General features: G+C 64.8%; 19 protein-coding genes. 3 read left to right on the plus strand and 16 right to left on the minus strand.

The features are described 5' to 3' along the window. Window position 1: 1 nt before the first annotated feature. Genes FNJ84_RS04525 through FNJ84_RS04535 form a run of 3 tightly spaced genes read right to left on the minus strand, consistent with a single transcriptional unit; the run spans window position 2 to window position 3,402 of the window. Window positions 2-949 carry a carbohydrate ABC transporter permease gene (locus tag FNJ84_RS04525; RefSeq protein WP_185968416.1) on the minus strand — a complete coding sequence of 316 codons (948 nt, stop codon included), beginning with the start codon at window positions 947-949 and terminating at the stop codon, window positions 2-4. Between the two features lie 18 nt (window positions 950-967). After that, entirely contained in the window at window positions 968-2,284 is a 1,317-nt protein-coding gene (locus FNJ84_RS04530) for an ABC transporter substrate-binding protein (RefSeq protein ID WP_143791814.1), read from the minus strand. 53 nt (window positions 2,285-2,337) lie between these two features. Next, window positions 2,338-3,402 carry an ABC transporter ATP-binding protein gene (locus tag FNJ84_RS04535; RefSeq protein ID WP_143791815.1) on the minus strand — a complete coding sequence of 355 codons (1,065 nt, stop codon included), beginning with the start codon at window positions 3,400-3,402 and terminating at the stop codon, window positions 2,338-2,340. Between the two features lie 216 nt (window positions 3,403-3,618). On the opposite strand from FNJ84_RS04535, the gene FNJ84_RS04540 reads away from it, so the two are divergent. The 3 genes from FNJ84_RS04540 to FNJ84_RS04550 are packed head-to-tail and all read left to right on the plus strand — an operon-like array spanning window position 3,619 to window position 6,610. Next, window positions 3,619-4,593 (plus strand): tripartite tricarboxylate transporter substrate binding protein, encoded by a 975-nt coding sequence (locus tag FNJ84_RS04540; RefSeq protein ID WP_143791885.1) that lies wholly within the window; start codon window positions 3,619-3,621, stop codon window positions 4,591-4,593. A 55-nt stretch (window positions 4,594-4,648) separates the two neighbouring features. Next, on the plus strand, window positions 4,649-5,113 hold the full coding sequence (locus FNJ84_RS04545; protein ID WP_143791816.1) for a tripartite tricarboxylate transporter TctB family protein: 465 nt from the start codon (window positions 4,649-4,651) through the stop codon (window positions 5,111-5,113). Between the two features lie 9 nt (window positions 5,114-5,122). Further along, window positions 5,123-6,610, plus strand: coding sequence for a tripartite tricarboxylate transporter permease (locus FNJ84_RS04550; RefSeq protein ID WP_143791817.1), 1,488 nt, complete (start codon window positions 5,123-5,125; stop codon window positions 6,608-6,610). On the opposite strand, the gene FNJ84_RS04555 is transcribed toward FNJ84_RS04550, so the two are convergent. The 13 genes from FNJ84_RS04555 to FNJ84_RS04610 form a co-directional block, all read right to left on the minus strand. Then, window positions 6,607-7,365: a hydroxypyruvate isomerase family protein gene (locus FNJ84_RS04555; protein WP_143791818.1), complete on the minus strand. Its 759-nt coding sequence runs from the start codon at window positions 7,363-7,365 to the stop codon at window positions 6,607-6,609. The genes FNJ84_RS04550 and FNJ84_RS04555 overlap by 4 nt on opposite strands. Further along, window positions 7,365-8,015 (minus strand): 3-oxo-tetronate 4-phosphate decarboxylase, encoded by a 651-nt coding sequence (otnC, locus tag FNJ84_RS04560; protein ID WP_143791819.1) that lies wholly within the window; start codon window positions 8,013-8,015, stop codon window positions 7,365-7,367. Before otnC ends, FNJ84_RS04555 begins: the two co-directional genes overlap by 1 nt. After that, window positions 8,012-8,866 carry an ureidoglycolate lyase gene (locus tag FNJ84_RS04565; RefSeq protein ID WP_143791820.1) on the minus strand — a complete coding sequence of 285 codons (855 nt, stop codon included), beginning with the start codon at window positions 8,864-8,866 and terminating at the stop codon, window positions 8,012-8,014. The genes otnC and FNJ84_RS04565 overlap by 4 nt, the downstream gene beginning before the upstream one ends. Before the next feature lie 21 nt (window positions 8,867-8,887). After that, the gene (locus tag FNJ84_RS04570) at window positions 8,888-9,631 is read right to left on the minus strand and encodes an SDR family oxidoreductase (RefSeq protein ID WP_143791821.1); all 744 of its coding nucleotides are present in this window, start codon (window positions 9,629-9,631) and stop codon (window positions 8,888-8,890) included. A 63-nt stretch (window positions 9,632-9,694) separates the two neighbouring features. After that, complete coding sequence (locus tag FNJ84_RS04575) at window positions 9,695-10,795, minus strand: FGGY-family carbohydrate kinase (RefSeq protein ID WP_255471038.1); 1,101 nt, start codon at window positions 10,793-10,795, stop codon at window positions 9,695-9,697. After that, window positions 10,777-11,172 carry an FGGY family carbohydrate kinase gene (locus FNJ84_RS22315; protein WP_255471039.1) on the minus strand — a complete coding sequence of 132 codons (396 nt, stop codon included), beginning with the start codon at window positions 11,170-11,172 and terminating at the stop codon, window positions 10,777-10,779. Before FNJ84_RS22315 ends, FNJ84_RS04575 begins: the two co-directional genes overlap by 19 nt. An 11-nt stretch (window positions 11,173-11,183) precedes the next feature. Beyond that, window positions 11,184-11,843, minus strand: a complete 660-nt coding sequence (locus FNJ84_RS04580; RefSeq protein ID WP_143791822.1) for an HAD family phosphatase — start codon at window positions 11,841-11,843, stop codon at window positions 11,184-11,186. 7 nt (window positions 11,844-11,850) lie between these two features. After that, the gene (locus FNJ84_RS04585; RefSeq protein WP_143791823.1) at window positions 11,851-13,323 is read right to left on the minus strand and encodes a mannitol dehydrogenase family protein; all 1,473 of its coding nucleotides are present in this window, start codon (window positions 13,321-13,323) and stop codon (window positions 11,851-11,853) included. A gap of 16 nt (window positions 13,324-13,339) precedes the next feature. Further along, window positions 13,340-14,110 carry an L-iditol 2-dehydrogenase gene (locus tag FNJ84_RS04590; protein ID WP_143791824.1) on the minus strand — a complete coding sequence of 257 codons (771 nt, stop codon included), beginning with the start codon at window positions 14,108-14,110 and terminating at the stop codon, window positions 13,340-13,342. Then, on the minus strand, window positions 14,107-15,105 hold the full coding sequence (locus FNJ84_RS04595; protein ID WP_143791825.1) for an ABC transporter ATP-binding protein: 999 nt from the start codon (window positions 15,103-15,105) through the stop codon (window positions 14,107-14,109). Before FNJ84_RS04595 ends, FNJ84_RS04590 begins: the two co-directional genes overlap by 4 nt. A 14-nt stretch (window positions 15,106-15,119) precedes the next feature. Further along, window positions 15,120-15,944, minus strand: coding sequence for a carbohydrate ABC transporter permease (locus FNJ84_RS04600; protein ID WP_143791826.1), 825 nt, complete (start codon window positions 15,942-15,944; stop codon window positions 15,120-15,122). Window positions 15,945-15,954: 10 nt separating this feature from the next. Beyond that, window positions 15,955-16,824: a carbohydrate ABC transporter permease gene (locus tag FNJ84_RS04605; protein WP_143791827.1), complete on the minus strand. Its 870-nt coding sequence runs from the start codon at window positions 16,822-16,824 to the stop codon at window positions 15,955-15,957. A gap of 99 nt (window positions 16,825-16,923) precedes the next feature. Further along, window positions 16,924-18,240 (minus strand): sugar ABC transporter substrate-binding protein, encoded by a 1,317-nt coding sequence (locus FNJ84_RS04610; protein WP_143791828.1) that lies wholly within the window; start codon window positions 18,238-18,240, stop codon window positions 16,924-16,926. Between the last annotated feature and the right edge of the window lie 16 nt (window positions 18,241-18,256).

Genomic DNA, 18,256 nt, shown 5'->3' on the forward strand with positions numbered 1-18,256 from the left:
CTCAGTCGCTGCCGCCCTGTTGCCACTTGCGGCGCTGAAGGCCGAAAAAGCTGAACAGGATGGCGGCCAGAAGGAAGGGGATCATGGCGACGGCGATGGCTGCGCCCTCGCCCAATTGCCCGCCGGGAATGGCGCGCTGGAAGGACAAAGTGGCCATCAGATGCGTGGCGTTCACCGGGCCGCCGCGGGTCAGCACATAGATCAGCTGGAAATCGGTAAAGGTGAACAGCACCGAAAAGGTCATCACCACCGCGATGATCGGCGTCAGCAGCGGCAGCGTCACCTTGGTAAAGCGTTGCCAGGGGGTTGCGCCGTCGATGGCTGCGGCCTCGTTCAGCGATTGCGGGATGGTTTGCAGCCCGGCCAGCAGCGAGATGGCGACAAAGGGAATGCCGCGCCAGACATTCGCCGCGATCACCGACCAGCGGGCGTTCCAGGGATCGCCCAGGAAGTTGATCGGTGCGTCGATCAGCCCCCATTTCATCAACACCCAGGAAATGATGGAAAACTGGGAATCGAAGATCCACCAGAAGGCCAGCGCCGACAGCACCGTCGGCACGACCCAGGGCAGCAGGATGATGGCGCGGAAAAAGTTCTTCGCGGGCAGGTGCCGGTTCAGCAACAACGCCAGCCACAGCCCCAGCCCGAATTTCAGCACCGAGGCGACGAAGGTATAAACCATCGTGTTAAACACCGACAGCCAGAAGACCGGGTCATCGAACAGCCAGGCATAGTTTTCCAGCCCCACAAAAATGCCGGGCCGGCCGATTTTCGTATCGGTGAAGCCCAGCCAGACGCCCAACCCCAAGGGATAGGTCAGAAAACACAGCAGAAACACCGCCGCCGGCAGCATGAACAGAAAGCCCAGCCCATTGCGGCTTTCGATGAAGCGCGACCAGATGCCGCCGCGCGGCTCGGCCTCATCTTGCGGGCGGTCGGTCATGGCCATGGCGGCGGTGCCCCCTTGTCAGCGGTAATAGCGCGCGATGCGCCGTTCGGCATTGGCAATGGCATCCTCGGGCGTGCGCTGGCCGGTGACGGCCTCGGCGAACATGTCGACCAGCACGTAATCGGCCATGGTCCCTGCCGAAGCCGCCCCCAGTGGCCCGGCATAACCATTCGCGCGCAGCGATTCCGATGCCTTGGCATAGGGCGCGTGGATCGGGTTCGAGGTCCAGACCGGGTTCCCGGCAAAGCCCTTCAGCGCCTGGCAGCAATAGGCGCTGGCGCCCTCAAGCCAGGCATTCATGCGATCGGCCTGATACATGAATTCCAGATAGGCCTTGGCGGCATTGGGGAATTTGCAATGGTTGAAGATCGAGATGGTCGAGGTCTGATGCAGTTCCACCGAGGTGCCGACCGGCCCGATGGGCAGGTTGGTGGTGCGGATATCGGCGGCAATCTCGGCCATCGCCGGGTCGTTGATCGCGGCGTAATACAGCGAAACGCCATTCGCCGTCAGTGACACCTGACCCGCAAGGAAGGCGCGGTTGTTGTTGATGTCCAGCCAGCTTTCGGTGCCGGGGATGAAGGTCTTGTACAACTCGATTGCGTAATTGATCGCGGCCAGCGTTTCGGGGCTGTTGATCGCCACCTCGCCCGCCTCGTTCACGGTCATGCCGCCATGCGACCACAGCAGCCAATGGGCATAGTTGTTGCCATCGCCAACCGCCTTGCCATGCGGGAAACCGGCGGGCGTTCCAGCCGCCTGCATCGCCTTGCACAGTTCAAGAAAACCGGCCGTGTCGGTCGGAAATTCCTCGAACCCGGCGGCCTTCATATGGCTGTCGCGATAGCAGATGGCGTTGCCGATGGCGCAAAGCGGCACGGCGATGAACTTGCCGTCCTGCTCGGCATAGGCGCGCAGCCCGTCATACCAGCCACCATTCGCATCGCCCAGCTGCGTGCAAAGATCGGTCACATCGACCAGCTTGTCGGGATATTGGAACGGATCGTCGAACCAGCTCATCACCATATCGGGGCCAGAGCCTACATTGGCGGCGACGGCGGCCTTCGGGCGCACATCCTCCCAGCTTTCCTGATCTATCTGGACCTGCACGCCGGTCGCCTCGGTAAAGGCGGCGGTGTTGGCGTTCCAGGCCTCTTCCTCGCCCTTGACGAAGGGCACCCAACGCAACAGGCGCAGGGTCGCGCCCTCTTCGGGCTGGAAGGTGGCGGCGGCGGCCTGCGCCAGCGCGCGTTTGGCGCCAAAGGGGCCGATCAAGGCCGTGCTGGCGGCCAGCGCGGCAGAGCCTTGCAGCAGTCTTCTGCGGTCAATGGTCATCTTTCTCTCCTCCCTGTTATGGTTCACCGGGCGCGTTTCAGCGACCGGGACAGTCAACCGGCAGCGGTCAGGCGGGTGCCGCTGGCCGCGTCGAACAGATGCACGGCACCGGGGTCGATGCTGATATTGATCACCTCGCCCGGCTTTGCGGCCACCCGTTCGCGGAAGACGCAGGTGACGGGCGCGCCGCCCATTTGCCCCGCGACATAGGTTTCCGATCCGGTCGGTTCCGTCACCTCGACCGTCAGCGGAATATCCCCGCCAAGTGCGATCCCCTCGGGCCGGATGCCATAGACCAGCGGCCCGGCCGCCGCCCCATCCGGCAGACGCGAGGGCACCGGCAGCGCCTGCCCGTCACTGGCGGCAAAGCTTGCACCAGCCAGCGCGCCCTGGATCATGTTCATCGCCGGGCTGCCGATGAAGCCCGCAACGAACAGGTTGGCGGGGTTGTCGTAAAGGTCCAGCGGGGCGCCAATCTGTTCCACCCGGCCATCGTTCATGACGACGATCTTGTCGGCCATTGTCATCGCCTCGATCTGGTCATGGGTGACGTAAACGGTGGTGGTGGTCAGGCGGTTATGCAGGTTCTTGATCTCGGTCCGCATGCTGACGCGCAGCTTGGCGTCCAGGTTCGACAGCGGCTCGTCGAACAGAAACACCTGCGGATCGCGAACGATGGCGCGGCCCATGGCGACGCGCTGACGCTGGCCGCCGGACAGCTGCCGGGGATAACGGTCCAGCAGGTTCGCAAGGCCCAGGATTTCGGCGGCAGGCTTTACCCGTTCGCTGATCTCGGCCTTGGACACGCCGTTCAGCTTCAGCGAGAAACCCATGTTCTCGGCCACGGTCAGATGCGGGTACAGCGCATAGTTCTGGAACACCATGGCGATGTCGCGTTCCTTGGGCGGCAGCTTGTTCACCACCTTGTCACCGATCAGGATGCGCCCCGAGGTGATGTTTTCCAGCCCCGCCAGCATCCGCAGCAGCGTGGACTTGCCGCAGCCCGAGGGGCCGACCAGAACGACGAATTCGCCCTCGTCGATGGCGACCGAGACGCCATGCAGCACCTCGACCTGACCAAAGGATTTGCGCACGTCGTCAATTGTGACCGAAGCCATGTGGATGACCCCTCCCCAGGTATCCATTGTTAGCGAGGCTGACAAAACCGGCGGCAGTTGGCAACAAAATTCCTGATGACTGGCGCGATCATCCGCCGATCAGCGACGATCCGGTTTGATTTGACAATGTATACATGGATCGCAATGCTGCACCCATTCCCGCCGCGCCTGCCGCTTGGCCGGGTGGGGCGGAACAACTCGGGGGGAGAAACCGACATGAACCGCAAGACATTCCTGACCGGACTGGCCGTATCTGCCATGCTGGCCGTGCCGGGGGTTGCCCTGGCCGAATATCCCGAACGCCCGATCGAGTTGATCGTGCCCTGGGGCGCGGGTGGCGGCACCGATGCCGTGGGGCGGATCTTTGCCCAGCTTTTGCAGGATGAACTGGGCACCCCGGTCAATGTGGTGAACCGCACTGGCGGCTCGGGCGTGGTGGGGCATTCGGCCATCGCCGGGGCCAATCCTGACGGCTATACCATCGGCATCATGACGATCGAGATCGACATGATGCACTGGCAGGGACTGACCGAACTGACCTATGCCGATTTCGATATTCTGGCGATGGTGAATGCCGATCCGGGCGGCCTGATGGTGGCCTCGGACAGCGAATATCAGGACGCCGCCACGCTGCGCGACGCGATCAAGGCCGGGGGCGCGGGGTCGTTCAAGGGCTCGGGCACCGGGCAGGGCGGCATCTGGCATCTGGGTGCGCTTGGCTGGCTGATGTCCGAGGAAATCCCTGTCGAAAACCTGACCTGGGTGCCAAGCGAAGGCGCGGCGGCGGGCCTGACCGACATGGTCGCGGGCGGGGTGAACCTTGTGCCATCATCGCTGGCCGAGGGGCGCGCGCTGATCGAGGCAGGGCGGGTGAAGCCGCTGGCCAGCATGTCGAACGAACGGCAAGCCCTGTTCCCCGACGTTCCAACGCTGAAGGAAGCGACGGGGTCGGACTGGACGCTGTCGGTCTGGCGCACCATCGCCGCGCCCAAGGGCATGCCCGAGGATGCCCGCGCCAAGCTGAACGCGGCCATCGAGGCCGCCTATAACAGCGAGACCTATCAGAATTTCATGAACGAGCGCGGCTTTGGCTTGCGTTGGGCCGGCCCCGAGGAAGCCACGCAGATCGTGGCCGAGGACGACGCCAATCTTGGCGCGGTCATGAAAGAGGCCGGTCTGGCCAAGGAATGACCCATCGCCGGGGCGGGGATGACCCTGCCCCGGCGGTCTTTGGCAGGGGGCTGGCATGAAGCTGGGCGATACATCCTTGGGGATATTGGTGCTGATCGGCGGGCTGGCCCTGTTCTGGGCCGGCCTTGGCTTTTCGCCGATCCCCGGACAGGTTTACGGCGCGCAGACCATGCCCAAGGCGGTGGGCGTGCTGTCCATCGGTCTGGGGCTGGCGCTGATCCTCAGCGGTCGGGCGGCGGGGCTGGCCGTCACAATTTCAGACTGGGCGCGCGATCCGGGGGCATGGGCGCGGCTGCTGTCGGCCATCGCGCTGATCGTCGCCTATATCCTGCTGGCCGGAACGCTGGGCTTTGCGCTGACGGCATTTGGCCTGCTGGTGGCGCTGATGCTGCTGACCGGCACCCGCGTGCTGACCGCTGTGATCGTCGCCATCGGCACGGTGACCCTTGTGCAATATTCCTTTGGCCAGTTGCTGCGCGTGCCCTTGCCGCGCGGCGATCTGCTGGCCTTGCCGTTCTAGGGGGCCGCGATGAACGTGCTTGGTCAGGCCTTAGCGCTGGTTGCTGATCCCTATGTGCTGCTGGTCATGCTGGCCTCGGGGATTTTCGGGCTGTTCGTCGGCTCGATCCCCGGATTGACGGCGACGATGGCGACGGCGCTTCTGGTGCCGATCACCTTCTTCATGGACCCGGTCCCCGCCATTGCGGCCATCGTCACCGCCGCCGCCATGTCGATTTTTGCCGGCGACATCCCCGGCGCGCTGCTGCGCATCCCCGGCACGCCCGCCAGCGCCGCCTATGTCGAGGATGCCTATCGCATGACCCGCGACGGACGATCCCGCGATGCGCTTGGCGCGGTGCTGGTCTTTTCCGCGATCGGAGGCATCTTTGGCACGCTTATCCTGATCCTCGCCTCGCCCGCGCTGGCGGAAATCGCGCTGAAGTTTTCCTCGTTCGAGTATTTCTGGCTGGTGGTGCTGGGCCTGTCCTGCGCCATCTTCGTCTCGCCCGGCTCGCCGCTGAGGGCTATGGTGTCGCTGGTGATCGGGCTGTTCGCGGCCACCATCGGCATGGACAACCCGGCCGCCCAAGCGCGGTTCACCTTTGGCAATCTCGACCTTCTGGCGGGCGTCTCTTTCATCCCGGCGATGATCGGCCTTTTCGCGGCCGCCGAGGTGTTCCGCGCCATGGTTCATGGCCGCAAGGGCGCGACGGCCCCGTTGCAGCCTGACACCAAGGGCCTGTTCAGCAGCCAGATTGCCAATATGCGCCGCTATCCCGTGCAGGCCCTGCGCGGCAGCGGGCTGGGCACGCTGATCGGCGCGTTGCCGGGGGCGGGGGCGGATATCGCGGCCTGGATTTCCTATGCGGTGTCGAAGCGCTTTTCCCGCACGCCCGAGAGGTTCGGCCACGGCCATGTCGAGGGGCTGGTCGAGGCCGGCGCTTCCAACAATGCCGCCGTCAGCGGTGCGTGGATCCCGGCGCTGGTCTTTGGCATTCCCGGCGATTCCATCACCGCCATCGTCATTGGCGTCCTGTATGTGAAGGGCATGAACCCCGGCCCGACGATCTTTCTGCACGAGCCGCAGCTGATCTATGCGCTGTTCATCGTCTTTCTGCTGGCCAATCTGCTGATGCTGCCGCTTGGCTGGCTGGCGATCCGTCTGGCCTCGCGCGTGCTGAAGGTGCCGCAGAAGGTGCTGATGCCGATCATCCTGCTGTTCTGCATCGTCGGCGCCTTCTCGATCACCAATTCGGCCTATGGCGTGGTGTTGATGCTGGTCTTTGGCGTCCTGGGCTTTCTGATGGAGGAAAACGACATCCCCATCGCCCCCGCGATCCTTGGGCTGGTCCTTGGCCCGATGCTGGAGAAGAACTTCATCACCTCGATGATCAAGGCCGATGGCAACTGGCTGGCCTTCTTCGAGCGCCCCATCGCCGCCGGTATCGGCGCGCTGGCGATTTTGGTCTGGCTGGTGCCGCTGGTGCGGCTGATCCTGCGCCGGCGGGCGGCCTAGACCAGCGCGGTCATCCAGCCAAGCGTCGGCTCGACCGGGCCGCCGGGGCGGTATTCGGCGCCCAGGGGCCGGGTCCAGCCCATCGCGTCGATGGCGGCGAAGATGTGGCGGTAGTCGACCTCGCCCCGGTCGGGCGCGCCACGGCCGGGGACGGCGGCGAACTGGATATGGCCGATGATCGGCGCCAGCGCCTGCAAGCGGCGGGTCAGATCGCCCCCCATGATCTGCATGTGATAGCAGTCGAACATCAGCCGCAGATTGGGCCGGGCAAGTGCCGCGATGATCTCGGCCGCATGTTCGGCGCGGTTCAGGAAATAGCCGGGCGCGTCGAAGATGTTCAGCGGCTCGATCAGGATCACCGCACCCTGCGTCGCCGCCTTGTCGCAGGCATGGCCCAGATTGGCGCGAAAGGCAGCCTCGGCCTGCGGGCCCAAGGCGATGCCGGCCATCACATGCACTGCGCCACAACCGATCCGGGCGGCATAATCCAGCGCGCGGTCAATCTCGGCCCGCGCCTCGGCCTCGCGGCCGGGCAGGGCGGCCAGACCGTTCTCGCCCGGCTGGCCGCGCAGCGTGTTCAGCCCCAGCATCGGCAGGCCGGTCGCCGCCAGCGCGGCCTTTACCGCCGTCGGATCGGTGTCATAGGGCCAGTGGCATTCAACGGCATCGAAACCCGCCGCCGCCGCAGCGTGGATGGCCTGCGGCAAAGGCAGGTCATTCCACAGAAAACCCAGATTGGCGGAAAAACGGGGCATCAGTCATCCCACGCAATCTTGTGGGCATGGACAAGGTCAGCCACCTGATCTTGTGTCAGCACCCGTGCCGGCATCCCGCGCAGCATCAGGGCCAGCCGGGCCGTGGCCTCTAGTTCCTCGATGGCGTTGCAGGCGGCTTCGGGGGTCTTGCCGGCGACCACCGGGCCATGATTGGCCAGCATCACCGCCGCGCGGCGGCCGTCCAGTCCGCGCACGGCATCGCCCATGGCAGCATCGCCGGGGCGGAAATAGGGCAGCAGCTTGACCCGCCCCAAAAGCATGATCGCATAGGGTGTCAGTGGCGGCAGAAAGTCATCTGTATCCGCATCGGGCAGCATCGACAGCGCGACCGAGTGGCAGCTGTGCAGATGCACCACCGCACCCGTGCCGTCGCGCGTGTCGTAAAACGCCCGGTGCAGCGGCATTTCCTTGGTCGGTGCGTCACCGCCGACATGGTGCCCGGCTGCGTCGAACCGGGCCAGCCGCGCCGGGTCCAGCCGGCCAAAGCTGGACCCCGTGGGCGAGACCAGCAACCCGCCATCATCGGTGCGCGCCGAGATATTCCCGGTCGATCCATGCGTCAGGCCGCGCGCGTAAAGCGACGCGGCCAGATCGCACAGGGTTTCGCGCAGGCGGGTCTCGGGCGTCATCCGCCGATGGTGCGTTGCGTCTGCTCGCCCAGCCCGTCGATCCCCAGGCGCATGGTCTGACCGGGTTTCAGGAAAACCGGCGGCTTCTGGCCCAGGCCCACGCCCGGCGGGGTGCCCGTGGTGATCACATCGCCCGGCATCAGCCGCATGAAGCGCGAGCAATAGGCGACCAGCGCCGCCACGCCGAACACCATCGTCCGGGTGGTGCCGTTCTGATAGCGCCTGCCGTCGACTTCCAGCCACATGTTCAGATCCTGCGGATCGGGGATCTCGTCACGGGTGACCATCCAGGGACCGATCGGGCCGAAGGTGTCGAACCCTTTGCCCTTGTCCCAGGTCGCGCCACGCTCGATCTGCCATTCGCGTTCGCTTACATCGTTGATGGTGCAATAGCCGGCCACATGATCCAGCGCGTCGGATTCCTCGATATTGGTGCCGCCCTTGCCGATGATCACGCCAAGTTCGACCTCCCAATCGGTCTTGGTCGAGCCCTTGGGGATGACGATGTCATCGTCCGGCCCGCAGATGCAGGTGATCCATTTGTTGAAGACGACCGGCTCATCTGGCACAGCAAGGCCGCTTTCGGCGGCGTGATCGGCATAGTTCAGGCCGATGGCGATGAATTTGCCCACCTGGCCGACGCAGGCGCCAAGGCGCAGCCCGTTCTGCGGCTTGCCGTCCACCACGGGCAGCGATCCGACGTCGATGGCCGCCAGTTTCGCCAGCCCTTCGGGCGTCAACACCGCGCCGGCGATGTCATCCACATGGCCCGACAGGTCGCGGACCTGGCCCTGATCGTCCAGCAGGCCCGGCTTTTCGGCGCCAACAGGGCCGTAACGCAGCAATTTCATCGCAATTCCTCCTCAATCGCGTCAGATCGTGACGCCGCCATCGACCAGAACGGCCTGGCCGGTCACAAAGCGGCTTTCATCCGATAGCAGATAGATGACAACAGGCGTCATATCGTCCACGGTGGCAAGTCGTCCCATGGGCTGACGCGCTATAAAGTCTTTCTCGGCCTGGACGGGGTCGGCGGCGCTGGCGATGCGGCCGCGCAGGCTGGGCGTGTCGACCGTGCCGGGGCACAGCGCATTGGCGCGCAGGCCCGATGTCACGTAATCCGCCGCGATGGATTTCGTCAGCCCGATCACGGCGGCCTTGGACGTGCCATAGGCGCAGCGGTTCGGGAACCCCTTCACCGAGGATGCCATCGAGGCCATGTTCAGGATCGAGGCGCTGCCGGTTTCCGCCGCCCGCGCCAGCAGCCCCGGCATGAAGGCACGTGTGACATGGAACATCGCGTCGATATTCAGGACGAAGCTAAGATCCCAATCCTCGATCGTGCAGGTCTCCAGCGTGCCGTTCACGACGATGCCGGCGCAGTTGAACAGCCCGTCCAGCGGCGGAATCTGCGCGGCCAGCGCCGTGATGGCCTGCCGGTCGGTCACGTCCAGCGCGGCAATCTGGATGCCATGGTCCTGCAACCCGTCCAGCAGCCCGGCATCGCGGTCGGTCGCCCAGACCGTCGCGCCCTCGGCCGCGCAGGCGATGGCCGAGGCACGCCCCATGCCCTGACCCGCCGCCGTGATCAGGATCGTCTTTCCCTTCAGTCGCATGTTGCCGCCCCTCCTCAGCTGGTTGGGTTTTTGGTATACCAAGATGGTGATTTGTGCCAGAGCCTATTGCGGCGTCCCGTGCCGGGCCTCGTCCTCCAGCGCGTCGATCTGGGCGCGATGCTGTTGCAGTTGCAGATAGACCTGCCAGTCGCGCTGCCGGCGGGCACGGGCGGCGGGGTCGGGCCGGGTGATCTGGGCGGGCAGGGCAAAGACATCGCGGGCGGCACGGATACCGCCCATCTGCGGCGCCGCGGCAGCAATGGCGGTGCCACGCAAAACGGCATCCTCGGGCTGCCAGTGGATCTCGGCCCCGGTTGCATCGGCGTAAAGCTGACGCAGCAGCGGCGCGCGGGCCTGACCGCCGGCCATGGCCAGCCGGGGCGCTTCGGCCAGCCCCATATGCGCGATGACCTGCCGCGTGCCCAGGGCGATACCGACGGCCGCGCGCCAATACAGCGCGTCCAGTGCCGGCGGACTGCGATCCAGCGTCGCGCCATGGATCACCCCCCGCATCAGCGGGTCGGCAAAGGGCGTGCGGCTGCCCTTGATGTCGGGCAGCACATGGATGCCGGCGCCCGGTTCCTGCTGATCGGGGCGCAGCCGTGACAGGATCTGACCATGGCTTTGCTGTTCGGGATAGTGCTGGCGGATCCGTTCCAGCAGCGCGCCGGTGGCGGATTGGCCGCCTTCGCTGACGGCCTCGCCGGGCAGGATGGCATCGGGATAAGGGCCCCAGACAGCGGCGGTCGGCGGCACGCCAGCGGCCATGACGCAATTCGATGTTCCCGCGATCAGAACCGGCATGTCCGCTGCCGCCCCAAGCGCGCCGGCAAAGGCGTCGATCAGCCCCGTCGCGACCTGACAGCCGGTGGTCAGCCCCAGCTGGTCCGCGACATCTGCGCGGATCGGACCGATGGGCGCGCCGGGTGGCAGAACCGCGCCATCGCGCGGCATCGCCGCCAGCCCCAGCCCGGCCAGCAGGTCCAGCTGCCAGCCGCCCCGATCCGCGATGAATGGCCATTTCGCGGCCATCGCGCAAAGCGATCGCGCCGCCACCCCGGTCGCGGCAAAGGCCAGCTGATCGCCCAGATCATGCACCGCCCGCAACCCCGCCCAGATCTCTGGCCGGTGCCGGGCCAGCCAGATCAGCTTGGGCGTCTGCATTTCGGGCGAGACCTGCCCCCCGCCAATGTCGCAACAGCGTGGCCGGTGGCGGCCAGTTCCGCAGCCTCTGCCGTGGCGCGATGGTCGTGCCAGGCGATCACATCGGGGGCGAATCCCGGCGCGTCGACATAAAGCGAGCAGGTCGCGTCAAAAGCCAGCGCCGCAACATCGCCGGGCGCGGCGCCGGCCATGCTGCGGGCCTCGTGCAGGGCCTGGGCCACGGCCTGCCAGATCTCGGCGAAATCATAGCCGGCATGGCCGTCATCGGTCGTCAGCGTGGAAAACCCATGGCTTGCCCGTGCCAGCAACCGGCCGTCGGGACCAAAGATTGCGGCCCGCGCGCGGGCGCTGCCGACGTCAACGGCACTGATCAGCAAGACTGTCTCCCTCAGCCCATCCGGCTGAGAGTGTCGGGCAGATCGGCCGCATGTTCAACCAGCGCGTCGGGCTTCAGTGCGGCAAGCCTGTCGGCCAGGCGCGCCGGGCCGGCATGGCCACCGCCCAGAAAGCCGATCACCCGCATTCCCGCGGCCTGCGCGGCGCGGATGCCGGCGGGGCTGTCCTCGATCACCACGCAATCGGCGGGGCTGGCGCCAAGGCGGTCGGCCGCCAGCAGGAACAGATCAGGCGCGGGCTTGCCGTTCTGGACCATGCTTGCCGAATAGACATGTGGCGCGAAACGGTCCCACAGCCCGGTCAGCCCAAGCGAAAGGCGCAGCCGTTCCGGGCTGCTGGACGAGGCGACGGCACGCGGGCCGTCCAGCCGTGCCAGGGCTTCGGGCATGCCGGGTATCGCGGTCAGATCCTGGCGAAAGCGTTGCGCCAGCCGGTCGCGATAATCCGCCAGATCCGGGGTGATGTCGATGCCGAAGCGGTCGCGCAGATAGGCGATTTCATGGCTGGCCGAGGTGCCCAGGAACAGGTCATAGGCCTGCGTCTCGGTGATCGGCACCTGGCGCGCGTGGATCACGCGCATCAATTCGGTCATCGACAGAACCTCGCTGTCGATCAATACGCCGTCGCAATCAAAGATCAGCGCCCGGCTCACGCTTTGCCTAGCCCCCCAGATAGCGGCGCAAAGTGGCCGCGGTTCCGTCCCGCCACAAAGCGGCCAGCCAATCCGCAAAGGCTGACGCAAAACGCGGGTCGCGCCCCGTCGCGCCATAGATTTCGGCCATGTTCAGCCATGCAGATGGGTCGTTCCTTGCCTGTTGAGCCGTTTCGGTCAGCCGATCCCAGTTGGGATCGTTAGGTTCGATTACCTTGCCCGAATCCGTCACCCCTGCGCAATAGCGGCACCACAGCGCCGATTCCAGCGCCAGCCCATCGACCGACTGCCCTGCCGCCAGGCGGTCTGCAATGGTCGGGATGATGAACTTGGGCTGCCGGTTCGACCCGTCAAGGCACAGCCGCCGCACGGTATCGGCGATCTTGGGATTGGCGCAGCGTTCCTTGACCTTGGTGAAATAGGCCGTCAGGTCGGTGCCGGGCACGGGTGGCACGGCGGGAATGATCTCATCCGTCTCGACCTTTTCCAGAAAGGCCGCCACCAGATCGTTTTCCATCGCCTCATGCACGAAATGGATGTCCATCAGCCCGGCGGGATAGGCGATGATCGCATGGCCGCCGTTCAGGATGCGGATTTTCATCATTTCCCAGGGGGTCACGTCGGCGACGAACTCGACTCCGGCCAGTTCCAGCGGTGGACGGCCGGCGGGAAAATTGTCCTCCAGCACCCATTGGATGAAATCCTCGCAAAAGACCGGGGCTTCGTCGGCGATGCCGAAATCGTCGCGGACCATGGCACGCTCGCGGTCGCTGGTGGCGGGGGTGATGCGGTCGACCATGCCATTGGGAAAGGCGACATTGGCGGCAATCCATTCGGCCAAGGCCGGATCGGACAGGCGGGCGGTTTCCACCACCGCCTCGCGCGTGACCGTGCCGTTATGTGGGATGTTGTCGCAGCACATGACCGTAAAGGCCTGGACCCCGGCCGCGCGCCGGGCGCGAAGGCCGGCGACCAGCAGACCGAACACGGTCCTGGGTGTGTCCGGGTTCTGGCCATCGGCGGCGATGGCGGGATGTGTCGGGTCGAAATGCCCGGTCGCGGCGTCGATGAAATAGCCGCCCTCGGTGATGGTCAGGCTGGCGATGCGGATCGCCGGATCGGCCAGACGCGCAATGACCCGGTCGCTGTCGCCGGGCGCCAGATAGTCGATCATCGGGCCGATCACCCGCGCATCGGACGCGGCGGCGGATTGTTCCACCACCGTATACAGATGATCCTGCCCGGCCAGCGTATCGCGCATCCGCTGGTCGCCCGGCATGACGCCAGCGCCGATGATGGCGAAATCCAGCCCCTGCCCGGCATTCATCAGCCGGTCCAGATAGACGGCCTGATGCGCACGGTGAAAATTGCCGACGCCGAAATGAACCATGCCGGCGGTCAGCGCCGCGCGGTCATAGGCCGGGACGGGGTGGCTGATCGCGGTCAGGGTCTGCTGGGAAAGTTTCTGTGCCATCTTCATTCACCTTTTGCAGGGATCAGCTCATCCACTGGCCGCCATCGACGTTGTAGCATTGCGAGACGATGTAATTGGCCTGATCCGAGGCCAGAAACACCGCCATGCCGGTCAGATCATCCGGGGTGGCAAAGCGGCCCGCCGGCACGCCGGCCTCGACCTCGGCCTTTTTCTGGCCGGGCGCCTTGCCTTCCAGTTTCGCGAACATCTCGTCCACATGCTTCCAATGCGCGCCATCGACCACACCCGGCGCGATGGCGTTGACGTTGATGCCGTGCCGGATCAGGTTCAGCCCCGCCGATTGGGTCATGCTGATGACGGCGGCCTTGGTCGAGCAATAGACCAGCACCAGAGGCTCGCCCCGCCGCCCAGCCTGGCTGGCCATGTTGATGATCTTGCCGCCATGGCCCTGCTGGATCATCCGGCGCGCCGCCGCCTGCATGGTGAACAGGGTGCCCGCCACGTTCACCGCATAAAGCCGGTCAAAGCTGGCGCGGGTGATGTCGACCGTTTCGGCCGCGTCGAACAGCGCAGCATTGTTGATCAGGATGTCCAGCTTGCCGGTTTGCGCGACCACTGCCGCAATGGCGGCGTCGATGCTGTCCTGCCGGCTGACGTCCAGCTGCACGGCATAGGCGGCTTCGCCGATCTCGGCGGCGGTTGCTTCTGCGGCGGCAAGATTGATATCGGCGATGGCCACCTGCGCCCCCTCGCGGGCATAGGCCTCGGCAAAGCCGCGACCGATCCCCTGTGCGGCGCCGGTGATCAGCGCCGATTTGCCCGGCAACCTCACAGCGCCAGCCCTTGCTTGTCGAATTTATAGACCCGGCCGTCCTGCGGGGTCAGCCAGATGTTGTCGCCGTGATGCACCGGAAACTCGCCCTCGGCCCGCGCAATGATGGGCGTGCCGTCATTCAGCTGGATGTGCAGGAAAGTATCCGAGCCCAGATGTTCCGCCACGCCGACCTTGCCGGGAAAGGCGCCCTCGGTGGTCGATAGCTGCCAATGCTCGGGGCGCACGCCGATGGCATGGGCACCGTGCGCCGCAGCCGCCGCACCTTCGAGGAAGTTCATGTTGGGGCTGCCGATAAAGCCGCCGACAAAGCGGTTACGGGGCTTTGCGTAAAGCTCCATCGGGGAACCCACCTGTTCGACATTGCCGGCACGCAGCACGACGATCTTGTCGGCCATGGTCATGGCCTCGACCTGGTCATGGGTCACATAGATCATCGTGGTTTTCAGGTTGTTGTGCAGCTCGCTGATCTCGACCCGCATGTTCACCCGCAGGGCGGCATCAAGGTTCGACAAAGGCTCGTCGAACAGAAAGGCCGAGGGTTCGCGGACAATGGCGCGGCCGATGGCGACGCGCTGGCGCTGACCGCCCGACAATTGACCCGGCTTGCGGTCCAGATAGCTGTCAAGGTTCAGGATCTTGGCGGCATGGCTGACGCGCTTTTCCTGCTCGGCCTCGGACATCTTGGCCATCTTCAGCGGAAAGGCGATGTTCTTGCGGACCGACATATGCGGATACAGCGCATAGGATTGGAACACCATCGCCAGACCGCGCTTGGCCGGGCCGGCATCGGTGACATCCTTGCCGTCGATCTGGATCTGGCCGCCGGTCACATCCTCCAGCCCGGCGATCAGCCGCAGCAGGGTCGACTTGCCGCAGCCCGAAGGCCCGACGAAGACCACGAATTCGCCATCATTGATCTCCAGATCCACGCCGGGGATCACCTCGACCTCGCCAAAGGCCTTGCGAACGTTTTTCAGCGTAATGCTGCCCATCTGAGGTTTCTCCCTTACTTCACGGCGCCAAAGGTCAGGCCGCGGACAAGTTGTTTCTGGCTGAACCAGCCCATGATCAGGATCGGCGCGATGGCCAGGGTGGATGCGGCGCTGAGCTTGGCCCAGAACAGGCCCTGCGGGCTGCTGAAGGACGCAATGAAGGCCGACAGGGGTGCTGCATTGGTGGTGGTCAGCTGGATGGTCCAGAAGGCCTCGTTCCAGGCCAGGATGATGTTCAGAAGCAGGGTCGAGGCGATGCCGGGCACCGCCATCGGCGCCAGCACATGCACGATTTCCTGACCCAGGGTGGCACCGTCCATCCGCGCGGCCTCCAGGATCTCGCCCGGAATTTCGCGGAAATAGGTATACAGCATCCAGACCACGATCGGCAGGTTCATCAGCATCAGCACGATGACCAGCCCGGTGCGGGTGTCCAGCATGCCGGTGCGCAGGAAGATCAGGTAGATCGGCACCAGCACCGCGACGGCGGGCATCATCTTCGTGGACAGCATCCACATCAGGATGTCTTTCGTCCGCTTGGTCGGCGAAAACGCCATCGCCCAGGCCGCCGGAATGGCCACGATCAGCGCCAGCACGGTAGACCCGACGGCGATGACCACCGAGTTCATGAAGGGCCGGAAGTAGTTATATTGCGACTGCACCTCGCGATAGCTGTCCAGCGTGAAGCTGGGGATCAGGTCAAAGCCGGCGATGGCTTCCTGTTCCGTCTTGAAGCTGGTGATGATCGCGTAAAGGATCGGGAAGAAGATCAAGAGGGCCACGAACCATGCGGCTATGGTCCAGCCGATCCGGGTATTGCGGGAAACTGCGCGTGCCATGATGCTCTCCTCAGTCCAGGTTCTTGCCGACGGCGCGCATCAGGAAGATGGCGACGATATTGGCCAGCACGACGGCGATGATGCCCCCTGCCGCAGCCCCGCCGATGTCAAAGTTCAGGCGTGCGGCGCGGTAGATCAGGAAGGTCAGGTTGGTCGAGGCATTGCCCGGCCCGCCATTGGTGGTCACAAGGATTTCCGCATAGACGCCCAGCAGAAAGATCGTCTGGATCAGGATCACCACGGTGATCGCGCGGGCCATATGCGGCAGGGTCAGGTGGATGAAGCGTTGCACCGCGGGGGCGCCGTCCATTTCGGCGGCCTCCATCTGTTCGCCATCCAGCGATTGCAGGGCGGTCAGCAGGATCAGCGTGGCGAAGGGCAGCCATTGCCAGGCCACGATCAGGATGATCGAGAACAGTGGATATTGCGCGAACCAGTCGACCGGCTGCATGCCAAGGAACTTGGCCAGATCGGCAAAGACGCCATAGCTGGGATGCATGATCATGTTCTTCCAGATCAGCGCGGCCACGGGCGGCATGACGAAGAAGGGGCTGATGACCAGAATCCGCACGATGCCTTGGCCAAAGATCGGCTTGTCGATCAGCATGGCAATTCCGATACCGCCGATGACGGTGATCGACAGCACACCCAGCACCAGCACCAGCGTATTCCAGATCGACGCCCAGAAGGCCGGATCGGTGTAGAAATACTGGTAATTGAAGAATCTGGCCCAGCTTGTGTTGGCGGGGTTCAGCAGATTGTAATTCAGGAACGAATAGTAAAGCGTCATCGCCAGCGGCACGATCATCCAGATCAACAGCAGGATGATCGCGGGTGCGCGCATCAGGCGGGCAAGGCTTTGGGTCTGGCGGGTGGCCATGGCATTACTCCTCCGGCGGCGAAAGGCGGTGCCTCGCGCGGTCTCTGGGTGCGCCGCCCGGCAATCGGGCCGGGCGGTGCGTCGGCAGGGAGGTCCGGATTACTTGATATAGCCCGCGCGGGTCATTTCGCGGGTGGTGTTGGCCTGCGCGCCGGCCAGCGCATCGGCCGCCGACATCTGACCGGCAAGAGCGGCCGAGAATTGCTGGCCTACGGCGGTGCCGATGCCCTGGAATTCCGGGATCGCGACGAATTGGCCGCCGGTATAGGGAATGTCCTGAACCGAGGATTTCTGCGTATTGGCCCCGTTGATCGCGGTCAGCGTCATCGCGGCAAAGGGCGCTTCGGCCTGATAGTCGGTATTTTCATACAGCGAGGTCCGCGTGCCCGGAGGCGCCGCGCGCCAGCCCTGCGCCTCGGCCACCTGGGCGGTGTATTCCTTGCTGGTTGCCCAGGCGACGAATTTCTTCGCTGCATCCGGCGCGTCCGAGCTGGAAGGGATCGCCAGCGACCATGCCCACAGCCAGTTGCCGTGGTTGTCGACGCCTTCCTTGTTGGGGAACTGGGCAAATCCCACCTTGTCGGCCACGGTCGAATTGGCGGGGTCTGTCACGAAACTGGCCGCGACGGTGGCGTCGATCCACATGCCGCACTTGCCCTGCTGGAACAGCGAAAGGTTTTCGTTGAACCCGTTTGAGGACGCGCCCGGAGGGCCAAAATTCGTCATCAGCGCCAGATAGTCGGTCAGCGCCTCGTTCCATTCGGCGCTGTCGAACTGGGGTTTCCAATCCATGTCGAACCAGCGCGCGCCATAGCTGTTGGCCATGGCGGTCAGGAAGGCCATGTTTTCACCCCAGCCCGGCTTGCCGCGCAGGCAGATGCCGTACTGTTCCTTGCTTTTGTCGGTCATCGCCTCGGCGGCGGCCTTGATGTCGGTCCAGGTCGGGCTTTCGGGGATGGTGACGCCGGCGGCCTCGGCCAGATCGGTGCGATACATCACCATCGCGGATTCGCCATAGAAGGGCGCAGCATAAAGCGAGCCGTCGACCGACAGCGCGGCGCTGACGGCAGGCAGCAGGTCGGCCGCGTCATATTCGGCCGGCATGTCTGTCAGGGGCAGCAGCCAGTTCTGCTTGGCCCAGATCGGCACTTCATAGGTGCCGATGGTCAGCACGTCATATTGGCCGCCCTGCGTGGCGATGTCGGTCGTCACACGCTCGCGCAGGATGTTTTCCTCTAGCGAGACCCAGTCCAGCGTGATGTCCGGGTTCGCCTCGGTGAAGGGCGCGGTCATCTGTTGCATGCGGATCATGTCGCCATTGTTCACCGTGGCGATGGTCAGCGTCTGGGCATGGGCCGCGAATCCAACAACCGTCAGGGCAGTCGCACCAAGCAGGGCGCGTTTTGCAAAGTTCATTTTTTCCTCCCGTTGG

Origin of the sequence: Paracoccus sp. M683 (genome assembly GCF_007096355.1) — a bacterium.
Classification (GTDB): domain Bacteria; phylum Pseudomonadota; class Alphaproteobacteria; order Rhodobacterales; family Rhodobacteraceae; genus Paracoccus.